Origin of the sequence: uncultured Phycicoccus sp. (genome assembly GCF_947495705.1) — a bacterium.
Lineage (GTDB): Bacteria > Actinomycetota > Actinomycetes > Actinomycetales > Dermatophilaceae > Phycicoccus.
The window spans coordinates 1-16,283 of record NZ_CANLZR010000008.1; the positions used below are offsets into that span (position 1 = coordinate 1).

The 16,283-nt window shown below is 72.9% G+C and carries 17 protein-coding genes; 9 read left to right on the plus strand and 8 right to left on the minus strand.

The window, feature by feature from the left end:
* The 4 genes from Q0963_RS11800 to Q0963_RS11815 form a co-directional block, all read left to right on the plus strand.
* Positions 1–406, plus strand: a 406-nt coding sequence (locus tag Q0963_RS11800) for a cell wall-binding repeat-containing protein (RefSeq protein ID WP_299445997.1), incomplete at its 5' end; no start/stop codon positions are given.
* Between the two features lie 194 nt (positions 407–600).
* Complete coding sequence (gene acs, locus Q0963_RS11805; protein WP_299446356.1) at positions 601–2,535, plus strand: acetate--CoA ligase; 1,935 nt, start codon at positions 601–603, stop codon at positions 2,533–2,535.
* A gap of 126 nt (positions 2,536–2,661) precedes the next feature.
* A complete protein-coding gene (gene nhaA / locus Q0963_RS11810; RefSeq protein ID WP_299446000.1) occupies positions 2,662–4,047 on the plus strand; it encodes a Na+/H+ antiporter NhaA in 1,386 nt (461 codons plus the stop codon).
* Positions 4,048–4,099: 52 nt separating this feature from the next.
* Entirely contained in the window at positions 4,100–4,492 is a 393-nt protein-coding gene (locus Q0963_RS11815; RefSeq protein ID WP_299446003.1) for a phage holin family protein, read from the plus strand.
* Positions 4,493–4,513: 21 nt separating this feature from the next.
* Here Q0963_RS11815 and Q0963_RS11820 read toward each other — a convergent pair whose 3' ends face one another.
* The 3 genes from Q0963_RS11820 to nth are packed head-to-tail and all read right to left on the minus strand — an operon-like array spanning position 4,514 to position 7,218.
* Positions 4,514–5,722, minus strand: coding sequence for a MarP family serine protease (locus Q0963_RS11820; RefSeq protein WP_299446006.1), 1,209 nt, complete (start codon positions 5,720–5,722; stop codon positions 4,514–4,516).
* Complete coding sequence (locus Q0963_RS11825; protein ID WP_299446010.1) at positions 5,719–6,393, minus strand: CoA pyrophosphatase; 675 nt, start codon at positions 6,391–6,393, stop codon at positions 5,719–5,721. The genes Q0963_RS11820 and Q0963_RS11825 overlap by 4 nt, the downstream gene beginning before the upstream one ends.
* 36 nt (positions 6,394–6,429) lie before the next feature.
* Positions 6,430–7,218, minus strand: coding sequence for an endonuclease III (nth, locus tag Q0963_RS11830; protein WP_299446012.1), 789 nt, complete (start codon positions 7,216–7,218; stop codon positions 6,430–6,432).
* Positions 7,219–7,297: 79 nt separating this feature from the next.
* On the opposite strand from nth, the gene Q0963_RS11835 reads away from it, so the two are divergent.
* Positions 7,298–7,975 (plus strand): Crp/Fnr family transcriptional regulator, encoded by a 678-nt coding sequence (locus tag Q0963_RS11835; protein WP_299446014.1) that lies wholly within the window; start codon positions 7,298–7,300, stop codon positions 7,973–7,975.
* A gap of 16 nt (positions 7,976–7,991) precedes the next feature.
* Here Q0963_RS11835 and Q0963_RS11840 read toward each other — a convergent pair whose 3' ends face one another.
* Genes Q0963_RS11840 through Q0963_RS11855 form a run of 4 tightly spaced genes read right to left on the minus strand, consistent with a single transcriptional unit; the run spans position 7,992 to position 10,176 of the window.
* On the minus strand, positions 7,992–8,813 hold the full coding sequence (locus tag Q0963_RS11840; protein WP_299446016.1) for an MBL fold metallo-hydrolase: 822 nt from the start codon (positions 8,811–8,813) through the stop codon (positions 7,992–7,994).
* A 21-nt stretch (positions 8,814–8,834) separates the two neighbouring features.
* Positions 8,835–9,530 carry an NUDIX domain-containing protein gene (locus Q0963_RS11845; protein WP_299446019.1) on the minus strand — a complete coding sequence of 232 codons (696 nt, stop codon included), beginning with the start codon at positions 9,528–9,530 and terminating at the stop codon, positions 8,835–8,837.
* A gap of 16 nt (positions 9,531–9,546) precedes the next feature.
* Positions 9,547–10,020: a RidA family protein gene (locus Q0963_RS11850; RefSeq protein WP_299446022.1), complete on the minus strand. Its 474-nt coding sequence runs from the start codon at positions 10,018–10,020 to the stop codon at positions 9,547–9,549.
* Between the two features lie 3 nt (positions 10,021–10,023).
* Complete coding sequence (locus Q0963_RS11855; protein WP_299446024.1) at positions 10,024–10,176, minus strand: DUF4177 domain-containing protein; 153 nt, start codon at positions 10,174–10,176, stop codon at positions 10,024–10,026.
* A 45-nt stretch (positions 10,177–10,221) separates the two neighbouring features.
* On the opposite strand from Q0963_RS11855, the gene Q0963_RS11860 reads away from it, so the two are divergent.
* Genes Q0963_RS11860 through Q0963_RS11870 form a run of 3 tightly spaced genes read left to right on the plus strand, consistent with a single transcriptional unit; the run spans position 10,222 to position 13,204 of the window.
* Positions 10,222–10,989, plus strand: a complete 768-nt coding sequence (locus Q0963_RS11860) for an alpha/beta hydrolase (RefSeq protein WP_299446026.1) — start codon at positions 10,222–10,224, stop codon at positions 10,987–10,989.
* Between the two features lie 32 nt (positions 10,990–11,021).
* Complete coding sequence (locus Q0963_RS11865) at positions 11,022–12,029, plus strand: ArsA-related P-loop ATPase (RefSeq protein ID WP_299446028.1); 1,008 nt, start codon at positions 11,022–11,024, stop codon at positions 12,027–12,029.
* Positions 12,029–13,204, plus strand: a complete 1,176-nt coding sequence (locus Q0963_RS11870) for an ArsA family ATPase (RefSeq protein ID WP_299446030.1) — start codon at positions 12,029–12,031, stop codon at positions 13,202–13,204. Before Q0963_RS11865 ends, Q0963_RS11870 begins: the two co-directional genes overlap by 1 nt.
* 132 nt (positions 13,205–13,336) lie before the next feature.
* Here the strand turns inward: Q0963_RS11870 and Q0963_RS11875 are convergent, their stop codons facing one another.
* The gene (locus Q0963_RS11875) at positions 13,337–13,630 is read right to left on the minus strand and encodes a WhiB family transcriptional regulator (protein ID WP_299446358.1); all 294 of its coding nucleotides are present in this window, start codon (positions 13,628–13,630) and stop codon (positions 13,337–13,339) included.
* 259 nt (positions 13,631–13,889) lie between these two features.
* Between Q0963_RS11875 and Q0963_RS11880 the strand changes: the two genes are divergently transcribed.
* Positions 13,890–16,277 carry a transglycosylase domain-containing protein gene (locus Q0963_RS11880; RefSeq protein WP_299446033.1) on the plus strand — a complete coding sequence of 796 codons (2,388 nt, stop codon included), beginning with the start codon at positions 13,890–13,892 and terminating at the stop codon, positions 16,275–16,277.
* The last annotated feature ends 6 nt before the right edge of the window (positions 16,278–16,283 follow it).

Below are 16,283 nucleotides of genomic sequence, written 5' to 3' on the forward strand. Positions count from 1 at the left end.
CGAGCTCACCCGCCTCAAGCCCCAGCGGATCGTCGTCCTCGGCGGCACCGGCTCGGTCTCCGCAGCGGTCGCCGACGACCTCCGGCGCTACACGACCGGCGACGTGACCCGCCTGTCCGGCACCGACCGGTACGCCGCGTCGGCCACGATCAGCGCCCGCACCTTCGACCCCGGCGTCCCCGTCGCCTACGTCGCCACCGGCTCGAAGTTCCCCGACGCCCTCTCCGGCGCCCCCGCCGCGGGCGTCCAGCGTGGCCCCGTCCTCCTCGTCCGCTCCGGCGGCATCCCCACCCCGATCGCCGACGAGCTCACCCGCCTCAAGCCCCAGCGGATCGTCGTCCTCGGCGGCACCGGCTCGGTCTCCGCAGCGGTCGCCGACGCGCTGGCGGCCTACGTCACCGACTGAGCCGGAGGTCGAGGACACGCCGCTCGGGTGCAGCCGGGCACCGCTCGTCGCAGCCGGTCGCACGCTGAGCGGCCGGCGGTGGCCCCGGCGGTTGCCTCCGGCGTCCGGGTCGGGTTGGCTGGGCCCTCAGAGTTCTCGACGACGAGGAGGAGCCAGCCGTGAGCGACGACAGCCTGTCGAGCCACCTGCACGAGATGGACCTGAGCCCCCAGCCCGGGTTCACCGAGCAGGCCAACGGCACCGCGGCCATGTACGACGAGGCGGCGGCCGACCACGAGGGCTTCTGGGCCCGGCAGGCACGCGAACGGATCGACTGGTCCACGGACTTCGAGCAGACCCTCGACTGGACCGAGGCGCCGTTCGCGAAGTGGTTCGTCGGCGGCGAGCTCAACGTCGCGTACAACTGCGTCGACCGCCACGTCGAGAACGGCAACGGCGACCGCGTCGCCATCCACTTCGAGGGCGAGGGCGGCGACACCCGGACGGTCACGTACGCCGACCTCCAGCGTGAGGTCGCCAAGGCCGCCAACGCCCTGGAGTCGCTCGGGGTCGAGAAGGGCGACCGGGTCGCGGTGTACATGCCGATGATCCCCGAGACCGTCGTCACGATGCTGGCCTGTGCCCGCATCGGGGCCCCGCACTCGGTGATCTTCGGCGGCTTCTCCGCCGAAGCGCTGCACACGCGGATCGCCGACGCCGACGCCAAGCTCGTCGTCACGACCGACGGCCAGTTCCGCCGCGGCAAGCCCGCGCCCCTCAAGGCGGCCGTCGACGCCGCGATCCACCACGGCGACGACGCGTCACCGGTCGAGAAGGTCCTCGTCGTCAAGCGCACCGACACCGAGGTCGAGTGGGACGACGAGCGCGACGTCTGGTGGCACGACCTCGTCGACGGCCAGCCCACGACCCACGACGCCCAGCCGATGGACAGCGAGCACCCGCTGTTCATCCTCTACACCTCGGGTACGACCGGGAAGCCGAAGGGCATCTTCCACACGTCGGGCGGCTACCTCACCCAGGCGGCCTACACGAACGCCGTCGTCCACGACGTGCACCCCGAGTCCGACGTCTACTGGTGCACCGCCGACGTCGGCTGGGTCACCGGCCACACGTACATCGTCTACGGGCCGCTCGCCAACGGAGCCACCCAGGTCATGTACGAGGGCACCCCGGACACCCCGCACCAGGGCCGCTGGTGGGAGATCATCGAGAAGTACAAGGTGTCGGTGCTCTACACGGCACCCACGGCCATCCGCACCTTCATGAAGTGGGGCGCCGACATCCCCGCGACGTTCGACCTGAGCTCGATCCGGGTGCTGGGCAGCGTCGGCGAGCCGATCAACCCCGAGGCGTGGCTCTGGTACCGCAAGCACATCGGCGGCGACGCGGCGCCGATCGTCGACACGTGGTGGCAGACCGAGACCGGCGGCATCATGATCAGCCCGCTGCCGGGCGTCACCACCCTCGAGCCCGGCTCGGCACAGCGGCCCATCCCCGGCATCGCCGCCGAGATCCTCGACGACGACGGCGCCCCCTTCACCGAGGCCGAGAAGGTCGGGTACCTCGTGCTCACCAAGCCGTGGCCGGCGATGCTCCGCGGCATCTGGGGTGACCCCGAGCGCTACAAGGAGACGTACTGGAGCCGGTTCGGCCCGAAGTACTACTTCGCGGGCGACGGCGCGAAGTACGACGAGAAGGGCAACATCTGGCTGCTGGGCCGGGTCGACGATGTCATGAACGTCTCGGGCCACCGGCTGTCGACCGCCGAGATCGAGTCGGCGCTGGTGTCCCACCCCTCGGTCGCCGAGGCCGCCGTCGTCGGAGCCTCGGACGAGACCACCGGGCAGGCCGTCTGCGCCTTCGTCATCCTCCGCGGTGACGCCACCGACCACGGCGAGGACACCGTCCAGGAGCTGCGCAACCACGTCGCCAAGGAGATCGGTCCGATCGCCAAGCCCCGGCAGGTGATGATCGTGCCCGAGCTGCCGAAGACGCGGTCCGGCAAGATCATGCGCCGGCTGCTCAAGGACGTCGCCGAGAACCGCGAGGTGGGCGATGTGACGACACTCGCCGACAGCTCGGTGATGAGCCTCATCAAGGACGGCATGTCCACCGGCTCCGCGGACTGACGGGAACGACCCGGCCTTCCGGGGCCGGTAGGGTTGCCCGCGGAGAGCCGGGAAGTCTGGTCGGCATGTCATCGCCGTGCGTCCGACACCGAGTCGCGCGGTCCGCCCCCTTCGTCAGGAGCCGCGATGAGCACGTCCCCCGGCGCGACCCCGCCTCCGAGCCGCAACGGCCTGTTCCACCGGCCGTCCTGGACCGAGGCGCAGTTCGTCGCCAACGCGCTGCGCACCGAGACGATCGGTGGCGCCGTCCTCCTCGTCGCGGCAGTGGTGGCGATCGCGTTCGCGAACAGCCCGTGGCGGGAGTCCTACTTCGCGCTGCGGGACCTGAAGGTGGGCACGGACTGGGGCCACCTGCGCCTCAGCCTCGGCCACTGGGCGGCGGACGGGCTCCTCGCGATCTTCTTCTTCGTCGCGGGGCTCGAGCTCAAGCGCGAGTTCCTCGTCGGTGAGCTGCGGACGCCGGCCAAGGCGGCCGTGCCGGTGCTCGCGGCGGTGGCGGGCGTCGTCGTCCCCGCCCTGGTCTTCCTCGGGGTCGTCAACATCATGGGCGCCGGAGGCGACGCGGCCCGCGGCTGGGCGATCCCCACCGCCACCGACATCGCCTTCGCCCTCGCGGTGCTGGCCGTCATCGGCTCGCACCTGCCCTCGGGGCTGCGCTCGTTCCTGCTCACCCTCGCCGTCGTCGACGACCTCATCGCCATCACGATCATCGCGATCTTCTACACGTCCGACCTCGAGGTCGCGCCGCTGCTCGTGGCGCTCGTCCCCCTGGCAGCCTTCGCCTTCCTCACCCAGCGGCGGCTCGGCCAGTGGTGGCTGCTCCTCCCGCTGGCCGCACTCACCTGGGGCTTCGTCCACGCCTCGGGGGTCCACGCCACCGTCGCCGGCGTCCTGCTGGGCCTGACGGTCCCGGTCAAGCCCCGCGCCAACGGGGTACCTCGACTCAGCACGATGAGTGCCGAGGAGGACGTCGCCCACCGGTTCGAGCACCGGCTCCGGCCGATCTCCTCGGGCTTCGCCGTCCCCGCGTTCGCGTTCTTCGCCTCGGGCGTCACCTTCATCGGCGGCGGCTTCGTCGACACGATCACCGATGCGGTGGCGATCGGGGTCATCCTCGGGCTCGTCGTCGGCAAGCTCATCGGGGTCCTCGGCTCCACGTACCTCATGGCCCGCTTCACCCGGGCCCAGCTCGACGACGACCTCGCCTGGTCCGACATCGCCGGGCTGGCGCTGCTCACGGGTGTGGGCTTCACCGTCTCCCTCCTCGTCGGCGAGCTCGCCTTCGGCCAGGGCTCCGAACGCGACGAGCACGTCAAGCTCGCCGTCCTCGTCGGGTCGGTCCTGGCCGCCACGCTCGCCGCGATCGTGCTCCGGCGGCGCAACGCGGTCTACCGTCGGATCCACGAGGACGAGACCCGCGACGACGACGGCGACGGCATCCCCGACCTGTACGAGCAGGACGCCCGGGCCGCCTCCGGCACCACCGACCCCGGCAGCACCGACACTCGGTAAGGTCGGGGTCGACGGCCCCACGGGGCACGACGACGACCTGAGGCGAGGATCCATGGCCACCGAGAGCTCCGAGCGAACCATCGGGCAGCTCGTCGCCGACGCGACACACGACCTCCAAGGCATCGTGCGCAGTGAGATCGCGCTCGCCAAGGCGGAGGTGAGCCAGGGCGCCAAGGTCATGGCGACCGGCGCCGGGCTGCTCGGCGGGGCCGCGTTCCTCGGCCTGCTCGGCCTGATCTTCCTCTTCCACAGCCTGGCGCGGGTCCTCGCCATCTGGCTGCCGGTGTGGGCCGGCTACCTCATCGTCACCGGCGTCCTGTTCCTCGTCGCCGCCGTGCTCGGGATCCTCGGCAAGAACGCTCTCCAGCGGGCGAAGCCGGCCCCCGAGCGGGCGATCGAGCAGGGCAAGCAGACGGTCGCGGTCCTCAAGCGGCAGCAGAGCTGACCCAGGGCGGGCCCGGCCTCGTCACCCGGCCGCACAGCGGCCGGTGGACACCGCCGCGGTGGATCGCGCGGCCGCCGTCAGCACCGGGCTCATCTCGTCCAGGGTCAGGGCGTAGCCGGTGTCGTCGTCGTCCAGCGAGGTCGCGAACACCATCCCGACGACATCCCCCTCCGCGTCGAGCAGCGGGCCGCCCGAGGCGCCCTGGCGCACCTGCGCCCGCAGCGAGTAGATCTCGCGGGTCGTGCCCGCCTGCCCGTAGATGTCGGCGCCCCGCGCGGTGAGGACGGCGCGGACCCGGGCCGCGCCCACCCAGAGCCCCTCGTCCCCGGGGAACCCGGCGACGACGGCGTCCGCACCCCGGGAGAGGTCCTCGCCCCGGCCGAGGACGGGCGCCCGGAGACCGGGGACCGAGAGCACGGCGATGTCACGGTCGGGGTCGAAGGCGACGACCGTGGCGTCCAGCTCGGGGCCGGTCCCGCCGACGTCGACCTGGACGCTCGTGGCGCCCGCGACGACGTGGGCGTTGGTCGCCACATGGCCGCGGGACATCACCCAGCCGCTGCCGACCTGGGCCTGGCCGCAGCGCGGGGCGTCGGCCCGGACATGGATGACCGACCCGACCGCCCGCTCGATGTCGGGGTCCCGGCGCAGGTCGTCGTCCGGTGGCGGCACCGACGAGATCGGCTCGGGACCGAGGCCCTCGAAGACCCTCGGGAAGCCCCCGCGGTCGAGGGCGCTCGTCACGTCGTCGACGATGCGCGAGGCCGACGGCGGGACGACGGCGTCGACGGTCTGGACCACCGTCGAGCGCGCGACGGCGGACCGCAGCGCGGCAGGGCCTCCGGTGCGCACGGCGCCGGCCACCACCCAGAGGACGAGCACCGCCGCCACGAGCACCGCCACCGCCCCGAGGAGGCTGTCGACGAGGCGGAGCCCGGAGGTCTGGATGCGCGCCCGCACGGTGGAGGAGAGGGCGAGCATCAGCCCCTGGCCGAGCGTCGCGACGAGCAGGACGATGCCGATGAGCACGAGGGTGCCCACCGGCGTGGCGACGTCGATGTCGGTATGGGACCCCAGCAGGGTGGGGCCGAAACGGACGGCCAGGTAGGCGCCGGTGATGAGCCCGACGACCCCGAGGACGGCGGCGACGAAGCCCTGCCGCCAGCCGCTGACCGTGTAGGCCAGGAGCGCGACGACGAGGACGATGTCGAGGGTCGTCGACCCGGTCATGCGCCCTCCCCCTCGTCGATCATCCGCATCCAGGGGGATCGGACGGAGTCGGGCAGGTCGCGGACGACGTCGCGGTCCCAGGGTCGGCTGACCCCCGCCAGGTCCAGGACGGCGTCGAGGAGGGTCGCGGTGAACCCCCAGACGAACAGGTCGGCGACCTCGAAGCCCGGCCCGCGGTACGGACCGAAGGCCGCGGTGAAGCGGCGGGCCGGGTCGAGGAGGTGGTCGAGCGGGACGCGGACGACCCGGGCCACCTCCCGGGTGTCGACGACCCGGACCGGGACCGGAGCGGGCCACCAGCCGAGCACCGGGGTCACGGCGTTGCCGCTCGGCGCCAGGTAGAGCGAGGGCAGGACGGTGAGCACGTCGACGCCGGAGGGCTCGAGCCCCACCTCCTCCTCGGCCTCCCGCAGCGCCGCACCGACCGGGCCGTCGTCGCCGGGGTCGATGGCGCCGCCGGGGAAGGAGACCTGGCCGGGGTGGGACCGCATGGTGTGGGAGCGCTCGGTGAGGAGGACGTCCGGCTCACCGTCGGGGCCGGGACCGAAGAGGACGAGCACGGCGGAGCGACGGCGCGCGCCGACGGGAGCCGGGTGGGCGGCGAACCACGGGTGGCCACCCACGTCGTCCCGTCCGGCGAGCCCGCGGAGCCAGGCCGGTGCCGAGGTCATGGCGGACATCGTAGATACCTCTGCTGGGGCGGACGCTCAGGTCTCGTCAGGCAGCGGACCGGGCGGCGGGTCGGGCAGGACCGCGCCGGGGGCCAGCTCGAACTTCAGGAGCCGCCGCGCCGTGTCGGGGTCGGTCTCGCCCTCGCCGAACGCGGGGCACCACCGCGTGACGGGGCAGGCGCCGCAGGCCGGCTTGCGGGCGAAGCAGGTGCGCCGCCCGTGGAAGATCACGACGTGGCTCAGCATCGTCCAGTCGCGCCGCGGGATGAGGGCGGCGATGTCCTTCTCGACCTTGACCGGGTCGGTCTCCTGGGTCCAGCCCCAGCGGCGGGCGAGCCGGCCGACGTGGGTGTCGACGGTGATCCCGGGGACACCGAAGGCGTTGCCGAGGACGACGTTGGCGGTCTTGCGCCCCACCCCGGGCAGGGTGACGAGGTCCTCCATGCGCGCGGGCACCTCACCCTCGAAGCGCTCGACGATGGCCTGCGCGAGGGTGATGACGGAGTTCGTCTTCGCCCGGAAGAAGCCGGTGGGCTTCAGGACGGCCTCCATCTCGGCGCGGTCGGCCGAGGCCAGGGCCGCGGCCGTGGGCCAGCGCCCGAAGAGCGTGGGGGTGACGCTGTTGACCATGACGTCGGTGGTCTGCGCCGACAGCACGGTCGCGACGAGCAGCTGGAGGGGGGAGTCGAAGTCGAGCTCGCAGTGCGCGTAGGGGTACCGGTCGTACAGGGCTGCGGCGATGCGCCGGGCCCGGCGCGTGCGGGCGACGGGCGACTCCTCGCCGGTGGCCGCACGGCGGACGGCGGGTGACGGGCGGGCTGGCACGCGGCCAGCGTACGGGCCGCCGCCGACAGCGGGCCGGACCACCCCGGCCCACCGGGGACGTTCTGGCACACTGTCCGACGTGGACCACGACGTCGTGCGGAAAGCGCCGCTCTTCTCCCCCCTCGACGACCAGGCCGCCGAGACGCTCCTCGCGACGATGAGCCGCTCCCGCCTCGAACGCGGCGACATCCTCTTCCACGAGGGCGACCAGGGCGACCGGCTGTACGTCATCGCCGAGGGCAAGATCAAGCTCGGCCGCACGAGCACCGACGGCCGCGAGAACCTCCTGGCGATCCTCGGCCCCGGCGAGATGTTCGGCGAGCTCTCGCTGTTCGACCCGGGGCCTCGCACCGCGACGGCGACCGCGGTCGCCGAGACGCAGCTGGTCTCGATGGGCCACGACCAGCTCAAGGAGTTCCTCGGGCAGCGGCCGGGCGTGGCACTGACGCTGCTGAGCGCGCTCGCGCGCCGGCTGCGCAAGACCAACGACGTGCTGGCCGACCTCGTGTTCACCGACGTCCCCGGCCGGGTCGCCAAGGCCCTCCTCGACCTCGCCGGCCGGTTCGGGCGGCCCGTCGACGAGGGGGTGCTCGTGCCGCACGACCTCACCCAGGAGGAGCTGGCGCAGCTCGTCGGCGCCTCCCGCGAGACGGTGAACAAGGCATTGGCGGACTTCGCGTCCCGCGGCTGGCTCCGGCTCGAGGCCCGCTCGGTGCTCCTGCTCGACGTCGAGCGGCTGCGCCGCCGCGCCCGCTGACCGCGCGAGGTCTCACCTAGGCGCCGGTGGCGGCGAGGTGGTCGAGCTGGGCCCGGATCGACAGCCGAGCCGCGGGCCACACCTCGGGTGACACCTCGGCGTAGACCCGCCGGAGCACCCCGTCGACCGGGTCGTCCTCGGTGGCGGCCCCGTCGGCGAGCGCCTGGCGCACCTGCTCGAGCCGTTCTGCCCGATGGACGCGGTAGAACTCGACCATCGCGGCGGCGTCGGGCACGACGGGACCGTGGCCCGGGAGGATCGTCGCCACCGCTCCCCCGCCGGTGAGGGCCGCGATCCGGTCGAGGGAGTCCAGGTACGCCGCGAGCTCGCCGTCGGGGTGGGCGACCACGGTGGTCCCGCGGCCGAGGACGGTGTCGCCGGTCAGCAGGGCGTGGTCGGCCGGGAGCGCGAGCGAGACGGAGTCCGAGGTGTGACCGGGAGTGGCGACGACCCTCAGCTCGAGCCCACCCGCGCGCACGACGTCGCCGTCCGCGAGGTCGTCGTGGCCGGTGCCCACGGCCCGCGTCGGGGCGCCGGTCAGCTCGGCGAAGCGCGGCGCCGCCTCGGCGTGGTCGTCGTGGGCGTGGGTGAGGACGGTGAGCGCCACCCGGGCGCCTCGGCCGGCGACGTGGTCGAGCACGGCCTGCAGGTGCGCCTCGCCGTGCGGTCCGGGGTCGACGACGACGGCGTCGGTGCTGCCCGGCTCGAGCAGGACCCAGGTGTTCGTGCCGTCGAGCGTCATCGGGCCGGGGTTGGGGGCGAGGAGGCAGTGTGCCCGCGCGGTGACGGCGCCCCCGGCCCACGGGGCCCGCGTCGACGGCGGCGGCTGGGCGCTCATCCGCCCACTGTAGGCGCGGAGTCAGGGCAGGTCGGTGCGCAGCACGAGGGTGCCGTCGGGGTCACGTTCGAGCACCGGGTCGACCCGCACGATGCGCGGCCGGTGGGCGAGGAACGCCGCGACGTCGGCGAAGGACGCCAGCGCCTCGAGGGCCCACACCTGCGGCGGCATCATCCGGACCTCCCCGGCGTCCGCCCTCGCGAGGACGTCGGCGGGATGCACCCACCCGCCGCCGTCGGACTCCCCGCTCGTCTCGCGGGCGTGCTGATTCTCGGGCATGGCGGCGGCGAGGATCCAGGTGTCGTAGCGCCGCGGCTCGAACGCCGGGGTGACCCAGTGGCCCCGGCCGCGCAGCCCCTCGACGGAGAGCAGGACCCCGCATTCCTCGTGGACCTCGCGGACCGCGGCGGCGGCGAACGGCGCGGCGGCCCGGGGCGCGACGCCCATGTGCGCCGCCAGGTCGGCGAGCCCGGGGGTCGCGGGGTCGAGGTGGTGGTCGGCCGGGTCGACGCGCCCGCCGGGGAACACGAGCATCGACGGCGCGAAGGCCATCGTCGCGACACGGCGCTGGACGTACGCCTCCGGGCCGGCGTCCCCGTCGCGCACGAGCATGACGGTGGCCGCGGGGCGGGGGCTGGACACGTCGGCCGCACCGGCGCGCAGCCACTCCTCGGCCCGGGCGAGCAGGTCGGGGTCGCGGACCGGCCGGCGCGACACCCGGGGACCCGCGGGGTCAGTCGCGGACGTGGACGATCACCTCGACCTCGACGGGTGCGCCGAGCGGCAGTGCGGCCACCCCCACGGCGGACCGGGCGTGGACCCCGGCGTCCCCGAAGACCGCGCCCAACAGCTCGCTGGCGCCGTTGACGACACCGGGCTGCCCGGTGAACGACGGGTGGGAGGCGACGAAGCCGGTGACCTTGACGACCCGCTCGACCCGGTCGAGGTCGGGCACGACGGACTTGACCGCCGCGATGGCGTTCAGCGCGCACACGGCGGCGAGGTGCTTGGCCCGCTCGGGCGTCACCATGCCGACGAGCTCACCGACCGCCCCGGTCTCGGGCAGCGCGCCGTCGACGAACGGCACCTGACCCGACACGTACACCCGCGAGCCGTCGAGCACGGCCGGCACGTACGCCGCGACGGGCGGCACGACCTCCGGCAGGGTGAGCCCGAGCTCGGCGATGCGGTCCTCGACGGCGCCCACCGCTCAGGCCTTCGGGCGCTTGAGGTAGGCGACGAGGTTGCCCTCGGGCATCGCGAGGACCTGGACGAGCTCCCACCCGTCCTCACCCCACTGGTCGAGGATCTGCTTGGTCGCGTGGACGATGAGCGGAACGGTCGCGTACTCCCAGGTCTGCATGGGCGTCACCCTATCCCCGGGCCCGTGAGGGCTACGGTGGCGAGGGTGAGCGACGAGGCCGAGATCATGACCCGCACCGCCCGCCCGCCCGACCGCACGGAGGTGACGGGGCCGAGGCAGACCGACGTCTACGACGTGTGGGAGCCCGAACCGCACCGGGCCCGGGGCGTCACCGTCGTGCTCGTCCACGGTGGGTTCTGGCGCGAGCAGTACGACCGCGCCCACCTCGCCCCGCTCGCCGAGGCGCTGGCCCGCGACGGCTTCCACGTCGCGAGCGTGGAGTACCCCCGCACCGGCATGCCCGGGGGTGGCTGGCCCGGTACCGCCGACGCGGTCCGGGCACAGGTCGAGGCGACCCGAGCGGACCCCGACCTGCCGCACAACCTCGTGCTCGTCGGCCACTCCGCAGGCGGCCATCTCGTGCTCTGGCTCGCGTCCGAGGACCGGGTGGCCGGGCTGCTCGGCGTGGTCGGCCTCGGTCCCGTCGCCGACCTCGCCCAGGCCGACCGGCTGCACCTGGGCGACGACGCCACCCGCGCCTTCCTCGCCGGGTCGGCCGAGGACCGCCCCGACGACTGGGCCGCGGCCGACCCCGCACGGCACCCGCTCACCGCCCCCGCGGCCCTGGTCTCGGGTGAGCTGGACGACGTCGTGCCCACCGCCGTCGTCGAGGCGTACGCGCAGGGCCGGCCGGCGGACGCCCCGCTGACCACCGCCGTGGCCCGCGGGGCCGACCACTTCGACCTCATCGACCCCGACCACCCGGCCTACCTCCTCGTCCTCGCCGAGATCGAGGAGCTGACCCTCCACTGACCGCCACGAGGCTCGGTCATACCCTGGACCGCATGCCGGCCCCTGCCCTCGAGACCGCCCTGGACGGTGTGCGCCTCCACGTGGTCACCGGGAAGGGCGGCGTCGGCAAGACGACCGTCGCCAGTGCGCTCGGTCTCGCCCTGGCCCGCCAGGGCCGGCGGGTCCTGCTCGTCGAGGTCGAGGGCCGCCAGGGCATCAGCCAGACCTTCGAGGTCGCGCCGCTCGGCATCGAGGAGCGCCGCCTCGTCCACGACCCGTCGGGTGGGGAGCTGTGGGGCCTGTCCGTCGACGCCACGGCGGCGCTGCTCGAGTACCTCCAGACGTTCTACAAGCTCGGCCGGGCCGGGGGCGCCCTCGAGAAGATGGGCGTCATCGACTTCGCGACGACCATCGCGCCGGGCGTGCGTGACGTGCTGCTCATCGGCAAGGTCTACGAGGCGGTGGGCCGCACGACCGGTGCGCGCCGCGGCCACGGCCCACTGGCCTGGGACGCGGTCGTGCTCGACGCCCCACCGACCGGGCGGGTCGCCCGCTTCCTCGGGGTCAACGAGCAGGTGGCCGACCTCGCCCGGGTCGGGCCCATCCACTCCCAGGCAGAGTCGATCACCCGGATGCTCCACGACCCTCGCAGCCGGGTGCACATCGTCACCCTGCTCGAGGAGATGCCGGTGCAGGAGACGGCGGATGCCGTCACCCAGCTCACCGGCGAGGGCTTCCGGGTCGGCGCCCTCGTCGTCAACCAGGTCCGCGACACCGTCCCGCCCGCGGTGCTCGACACCGACCTCGACGCGGACGAGGTCGAGGAGCAGGTCCGCGCCGACCTCGCGACGGTCGGGGTCCGGTCGGGCGCCCGCACCGTGGGCGGCCTCCTCGCCGAAGGGCGCGCACACGCGCAGCGCCTCGCCCTCGAACGGGAGCTCACGACCGAGGTCGAGGCCCTCGGCCACCCGGTCCTGCGGCTGCCCGCGCTCGCCGGCGGGGTCGAGGACGGCGGCGTCTCCGTGCTTGCCGACGCACTCGTCGAGCAGGGGGTCCGCTGATGCCGCGGGACGCCCCGGCCCGCTTCGAGGTCGACCGGCTCCTCACCGACCCCGCGACGGGCATCATCGTGTGCTGCGGGTCCGGTGGGGTCGGCAAGACCACGACGGCTGCCGCCCTGGGGGTCCGCGCGGCCGAGGCCGGCCGCCGCGTCGTCGTCCTCACCATCGACCCGGCGCGCCGGCTCGCCCAGTCCCTCGGCCTCTCCGAGCTCGACAACACCCCGCGGCCCGTGGGGTCCGTCGGCGCCGACGCCGGCGGGTCCCTCGACGCGATGATGCTCGACATGAAGCGGACCTTCGACGAGGTCGTGCTCGCCCACTCGACGCCCGAGAAGGCCGCCCAGATCCTCGAGAACCCCTTCTACCAGTCCGTCTCCAGCTCGTTCGCCGGCACCCAGGAGTACATGGCGATGGAGAAGCTCGGCCAGCTGCGGGCCCAGGCCGACCTCGAGGGCACCTGGGACCTCGTCATCGTCGACACCCCGCCGTCCCGCTCGGCGCTGGACTTCCTCGACGCTCCGAAGCGGCTGGGGTCCTTCCTCGACGGCCGTTTCATCCGCCTCCTCATGGCCCCGGCGAAGGCCGGCGGACGGGCGTACCTGAAGGTCTTCTCGTTCGGGGCCAACCTCGCGGCGACGACGCTCTCGAGAGTGCTCGGCGGCCAGTTCCTCAGTGACGTGCAGACCTTCGTCGCCGCGCTCGACACGATGTTCGGCGGCTTCCGGGAACGCGCGGATGTCACCTACGCCCTGCTCAAGGAGCCCTCGACGGCCTTCGTCGTCGTCGCCGCGCCCGAGCGGGACGCCCTGCGGGAGGCCGCGTACTTCGTCGACCGGCTCGAGACCGAGGGGATGCCGCTCGCGGGCGTCGTCGTCAACCGGATGCAGGTGCTCGGCGCGCCCGGGCTCAGCGGGGCGCGGGCCGAGGCGGCCGCCGAGCAGCTGGACGACCGTGCCGAGGACGTCAACGGCGCCGGCCCGGCGCCGGGGCTCACCGCAGCGCTGCTGCGCCTCCACACGGGACTCGCCGAGGTCGCCTCCCGTCACGAGGGGCACGTGCGGCGGTTCGTCGCCGCACACCCGGGGGTCCCGGTCTCGACGGTGCCGGCCGCCCCCACCGACATCCACGACCTCGACGGTCTCCGGCGGGTGGCGCAGGCTCTCGCGACCGGCTGACGACCACGCCCGGCCGGGTCGACCGGCCCCGGACATGAAGAAGCCCCGGGGGGCCGACCGTGCCACTCGTGACTGCAGGGGTTGTCACGACTGGCTGCAGGGGGTGGTCGGCCCCTCCGGGGAGCTGTGGGGTCAGGCGATCGCACCCTCGGCGCTGTTCGCCTTGGCGGCGGACAGCAGGGCCGTCCAGGACCTGACATCGGGACGGCGACGCAGGAGGGCCCGGCGCTCGCGCTCGGTCATCCCTCCCCAGACGCCGAACTCGGTGCGGTTGTCGAGGGCGTCGGCCAGGCACTCGGCCACGACCGGGCAGCCCTTGCAGACGACCTTGGCGGCGCGCTGGGCCTTGCCCTGGACGAACAGGGCGTCCGGGTCACTGCCGGCGCAGCGGCCGAGCGGAGCCCATTCCGCAACCCACTGGCCCACGACCGGGGCCACCTCCGGGGAGATGCTCATGTCCACCTCGTTTCGCCGTTCGTTTCCGGTGTCCTCGCCTGTCGTTGAGGACCTACTGAAACCGTAGGCAGGACGAGGACCAGCGGGTATCGTCCGAATCGGTCGAGGCGCTGGCCGAACGGTCGACGGGGCGGCCGAACGGACGATGGGGCGCCTCGTCCGGACAGGCCGCCCAGGACCGGCGTTGCCGAATCTGCTATGCGCGGGTCGCCGGGTTACCCTTTCGGGCATGGACGGTCGCGCCCAGAACATCCCCGCCGTGCTCAGACTCCTCCTCGGTTTCGTGGTGCTGAGCACGGTCACCGGGCTCCTCATGGCCGGGATCGCCATCCCGGCGATCGGGGCGAGCGGCCAGGCGGCCAAGGGGGGCGTCGACTTCTTCAACGAGCTCCCCAGCGACTTCACGGTCTCCCCGCTCGCCCAGCAGTCGCGCATCCTCGACGCCGACGGCAAGCTCATCGCCAACCCGTACGACGAGAACCGGATCATCGTGCCGCTGAAGAAGATCTCGAAGACGATGCGGAACGCGCAGATCGCCATCGAGGACGCCCGCTTCTACGAGCACGGCGGGCTCGACCTGCGCGGCTTCACCCGGGCGATGGTGTCCAACGTGCAGGGCGGCGACGTCCAGGGCGCCTCCACGCTGACCCAGCAGTACGTGAAGATCTCCCTCCAGGAGAACGCGCTGCGCCGCGGCGACGAGGAGGCGGCCAAGGCCGCGGTCCAGAAGTCCTACGCGCGCAAGGTCCAGGAGCTCAAGTACGCGATCAACGTCGAGGAGAACTACACCAAGGACCAGATCCTCGAGGGCTACCTCAACCTCGTGTACTACGGCGACCAGGCCTACGGCGTCGAGGCGGCGGCCCTGAACTACTTCGGCGTCCGCGCCAACAAGCTCAACCTCGCCCAGTCCGCGCTGCTCGCGGGGGTCGTCCAGCAGCCGACGGCGTACAACCCGGTGCTCAACCCCGAGCAGGCCCAGATCCGCCGCGACCTCGTCCTCAACCGGATGGAGGCGCTCGGCATGGCCTCGGCCGAGGATGTCGCGAAGGCGAAGAAGACCGACGTCGCGAAGATGATCAAGAAGAAGCCCGTCAAGGGGGTCTGTCACCGCTCGTCGCAGCCGTACTACTGCGCCTACGTCATGGCCTACCTCCAGAAGGCCCCCGAGATGGCGGCCCTCGGCAAGACCCCGGAGGAGCGCCTCAAGCGCATCAACCAGGGCGGCCTGACGATCCGCACCTCGCTGGACTCCTCGATGCAGAAGGCCGCCCAGCAGGAGATCGAGAAGGCCGTCCCGGTCGGCAACAAGAGCAACCTCGGCGGTGCCGTGACCATCGTCGAGCCGGGCACCGGCAAGATCCTCGCGATGGCGCAGGCCGCCGACTTCGACAAGGACCAGACCAACGTCAACGTCCCGAAGGTGTACGGCGGCGGCCCCTACGGGTACCAGTTCGGCTCCACGGCCAAGATCTTCGGGCTCGTCACCGCTCTCGAGCAGGGCATGCCCCTCAACGCGACGATGCAGGTCCCCTTCGCCGACGCGAAGACGCCCCACACCTTCGACGGCCCGGACGTCCTCGGCGTCAAGTGCGGCGCCAGCGAGCCGTGGGAGGTCAAGAACGACTACGCCATCGGCGGCCGGCAGATGACGTTGTCCGAGGGCATCTCGAAGTCCATCAACACCTGGGCCGCGCAGCTCTCCATCGACGTGGGCCCCTGCAACGTGCAGAAGACGATGACGAAGATGGGCCTGCGCCAGGGCGACGGCGAGCCCATCGAGGCGACCATCTCCAACGTCACCCTCGGGTCGGGCACCACGACCCCGCTGAGCATCGCCAGCGCCTTCGCGACCATCGCGGCCAGCGGCAAGTACTGCGAGCCCAACCCGATCGTGTCGATCACGACGCCGGACAAGAAGGAGATCAAGGTCCCGGCCGCCAAGTGCAAGCAGGTCATCTCCAAGGACGCCGCCGACGGCGCCGCGTACCTGCTCAAGGGGACCCTCCGCTCGGGCGGCACCGCCGACGGGCTGTGGAACGTCGACCAGCGGCCGGCGGCCGGCAAGACCGGCACGACCGAGAAGCACAACCAGGGCTGGTTCGTCGGGTTCACCCCGCAGGTCTCGACCGCGGTGTGGATCGGCAACGTCAAGGTCGCCGACAAGAACGGCAAGTTCTACTCGCTCAACGGCAAGTGCTTCGGCGACTACGGCTGCTTCCAGGACGTCTTCGGTGGCACGGTCTCCGCACCCGTGTGGGCGGCGGTCATGAAGCGCGTCACCGCCGACCTCCCTGCCAAGGACTTCCCCGCTCCGAGCGACAAGGTGAAGCGGGGCAACCTCGAGAACCTGCCCAACGTGTACGCCCGCAACCCCGACTCCGCGGCCGCCATCCTCAAGGCCGCGGGCTTCAGCAGCCACGTGGCGGGCTACATCCGCAGCAACGCCCCCCAGGGGACCGTCGGCGGGACCACCCCGTCCAAGCAGGCGCTCGCCGGCTCCGACATCGGGCTGCTCATCTCCTCGGGCCAGCCGGTGTCGAACTCGGCCCCGAAGACGACGTCGCAGCCGAAGCCGACGAAGACGAAGAAGACCCCGCCACCAAAGAAGGACTAGCGCCGC

Coding starts and splice junctions, on each gene's coding strand:
- Q0963_RS11825 (WP_299446010.1), bottom strand. CDS start 6,393: ATGACCTCGGCACCGGCCTGGCTCCGCGGGCTCGCCGGACGGGACGAC.
- Q0963_RS11865 (WP_299446028.1), top strand. CDS start 11,022: ATGCCGGCCCCTGCCCTCGAGACCGCCCTGGACGGTGTGCGCCTCCAC.
- Q0963_RS11815 (WP_299446003.1), top strand. CDS start 4,100: ATGGCCACCGAGAGCTCCGAGCGAACCATCGGGCAGCTCGTCGCCGAC.
- Q0963_RS11880 (WP_299446033.1), top strand. CDS start 13,890: ATGGACGGTCGCGCCCAGAACATCCCCGCCGTGCTCAGACTCCTCCTC.
- Q0963_RS11840 (WP_299446016.1), bottom strand. CDS start 8,813: ATGAGCGCCCAGCCGCCGCCGTCGACGCGGGCCCCGTGGGCCGGGGGC.
- acs (WP_299446356.1), top strand. CDS start 601: ATGGACCTGAGCCCCCAGCCCGGGTTCACCGAGCAGGCCAACGGCACC.
- Q0963_RS11820 (WP_299446006.1), bottom strand. CDS start 5,722: ATGACCGGGTCGACGACCCTCGACATCGTCCTCGTCGTCGCGCTCCTG.
- Q0963_RS11855 (WP_299446024.1), bottom strand. CDS start 10,176: ATGCAGACCTGGGAGTACGCGACCGTTCCGCTCATCGTCCACGCGACC.
- Q0963_RS11870 (WP_299446030.1), top strand. CDS start 12,029: ATGCCGCGGGACGCCCCGGCCCGCTTCGAGGTCGACCGGCTCCTCACC.
- nhaA (WP_299446000.1), top strand. CDS start 2,662: ATGAGCACGTCCCCCGGCGCGACCCCGCCTCCGAGCCGCAACGGCCTG.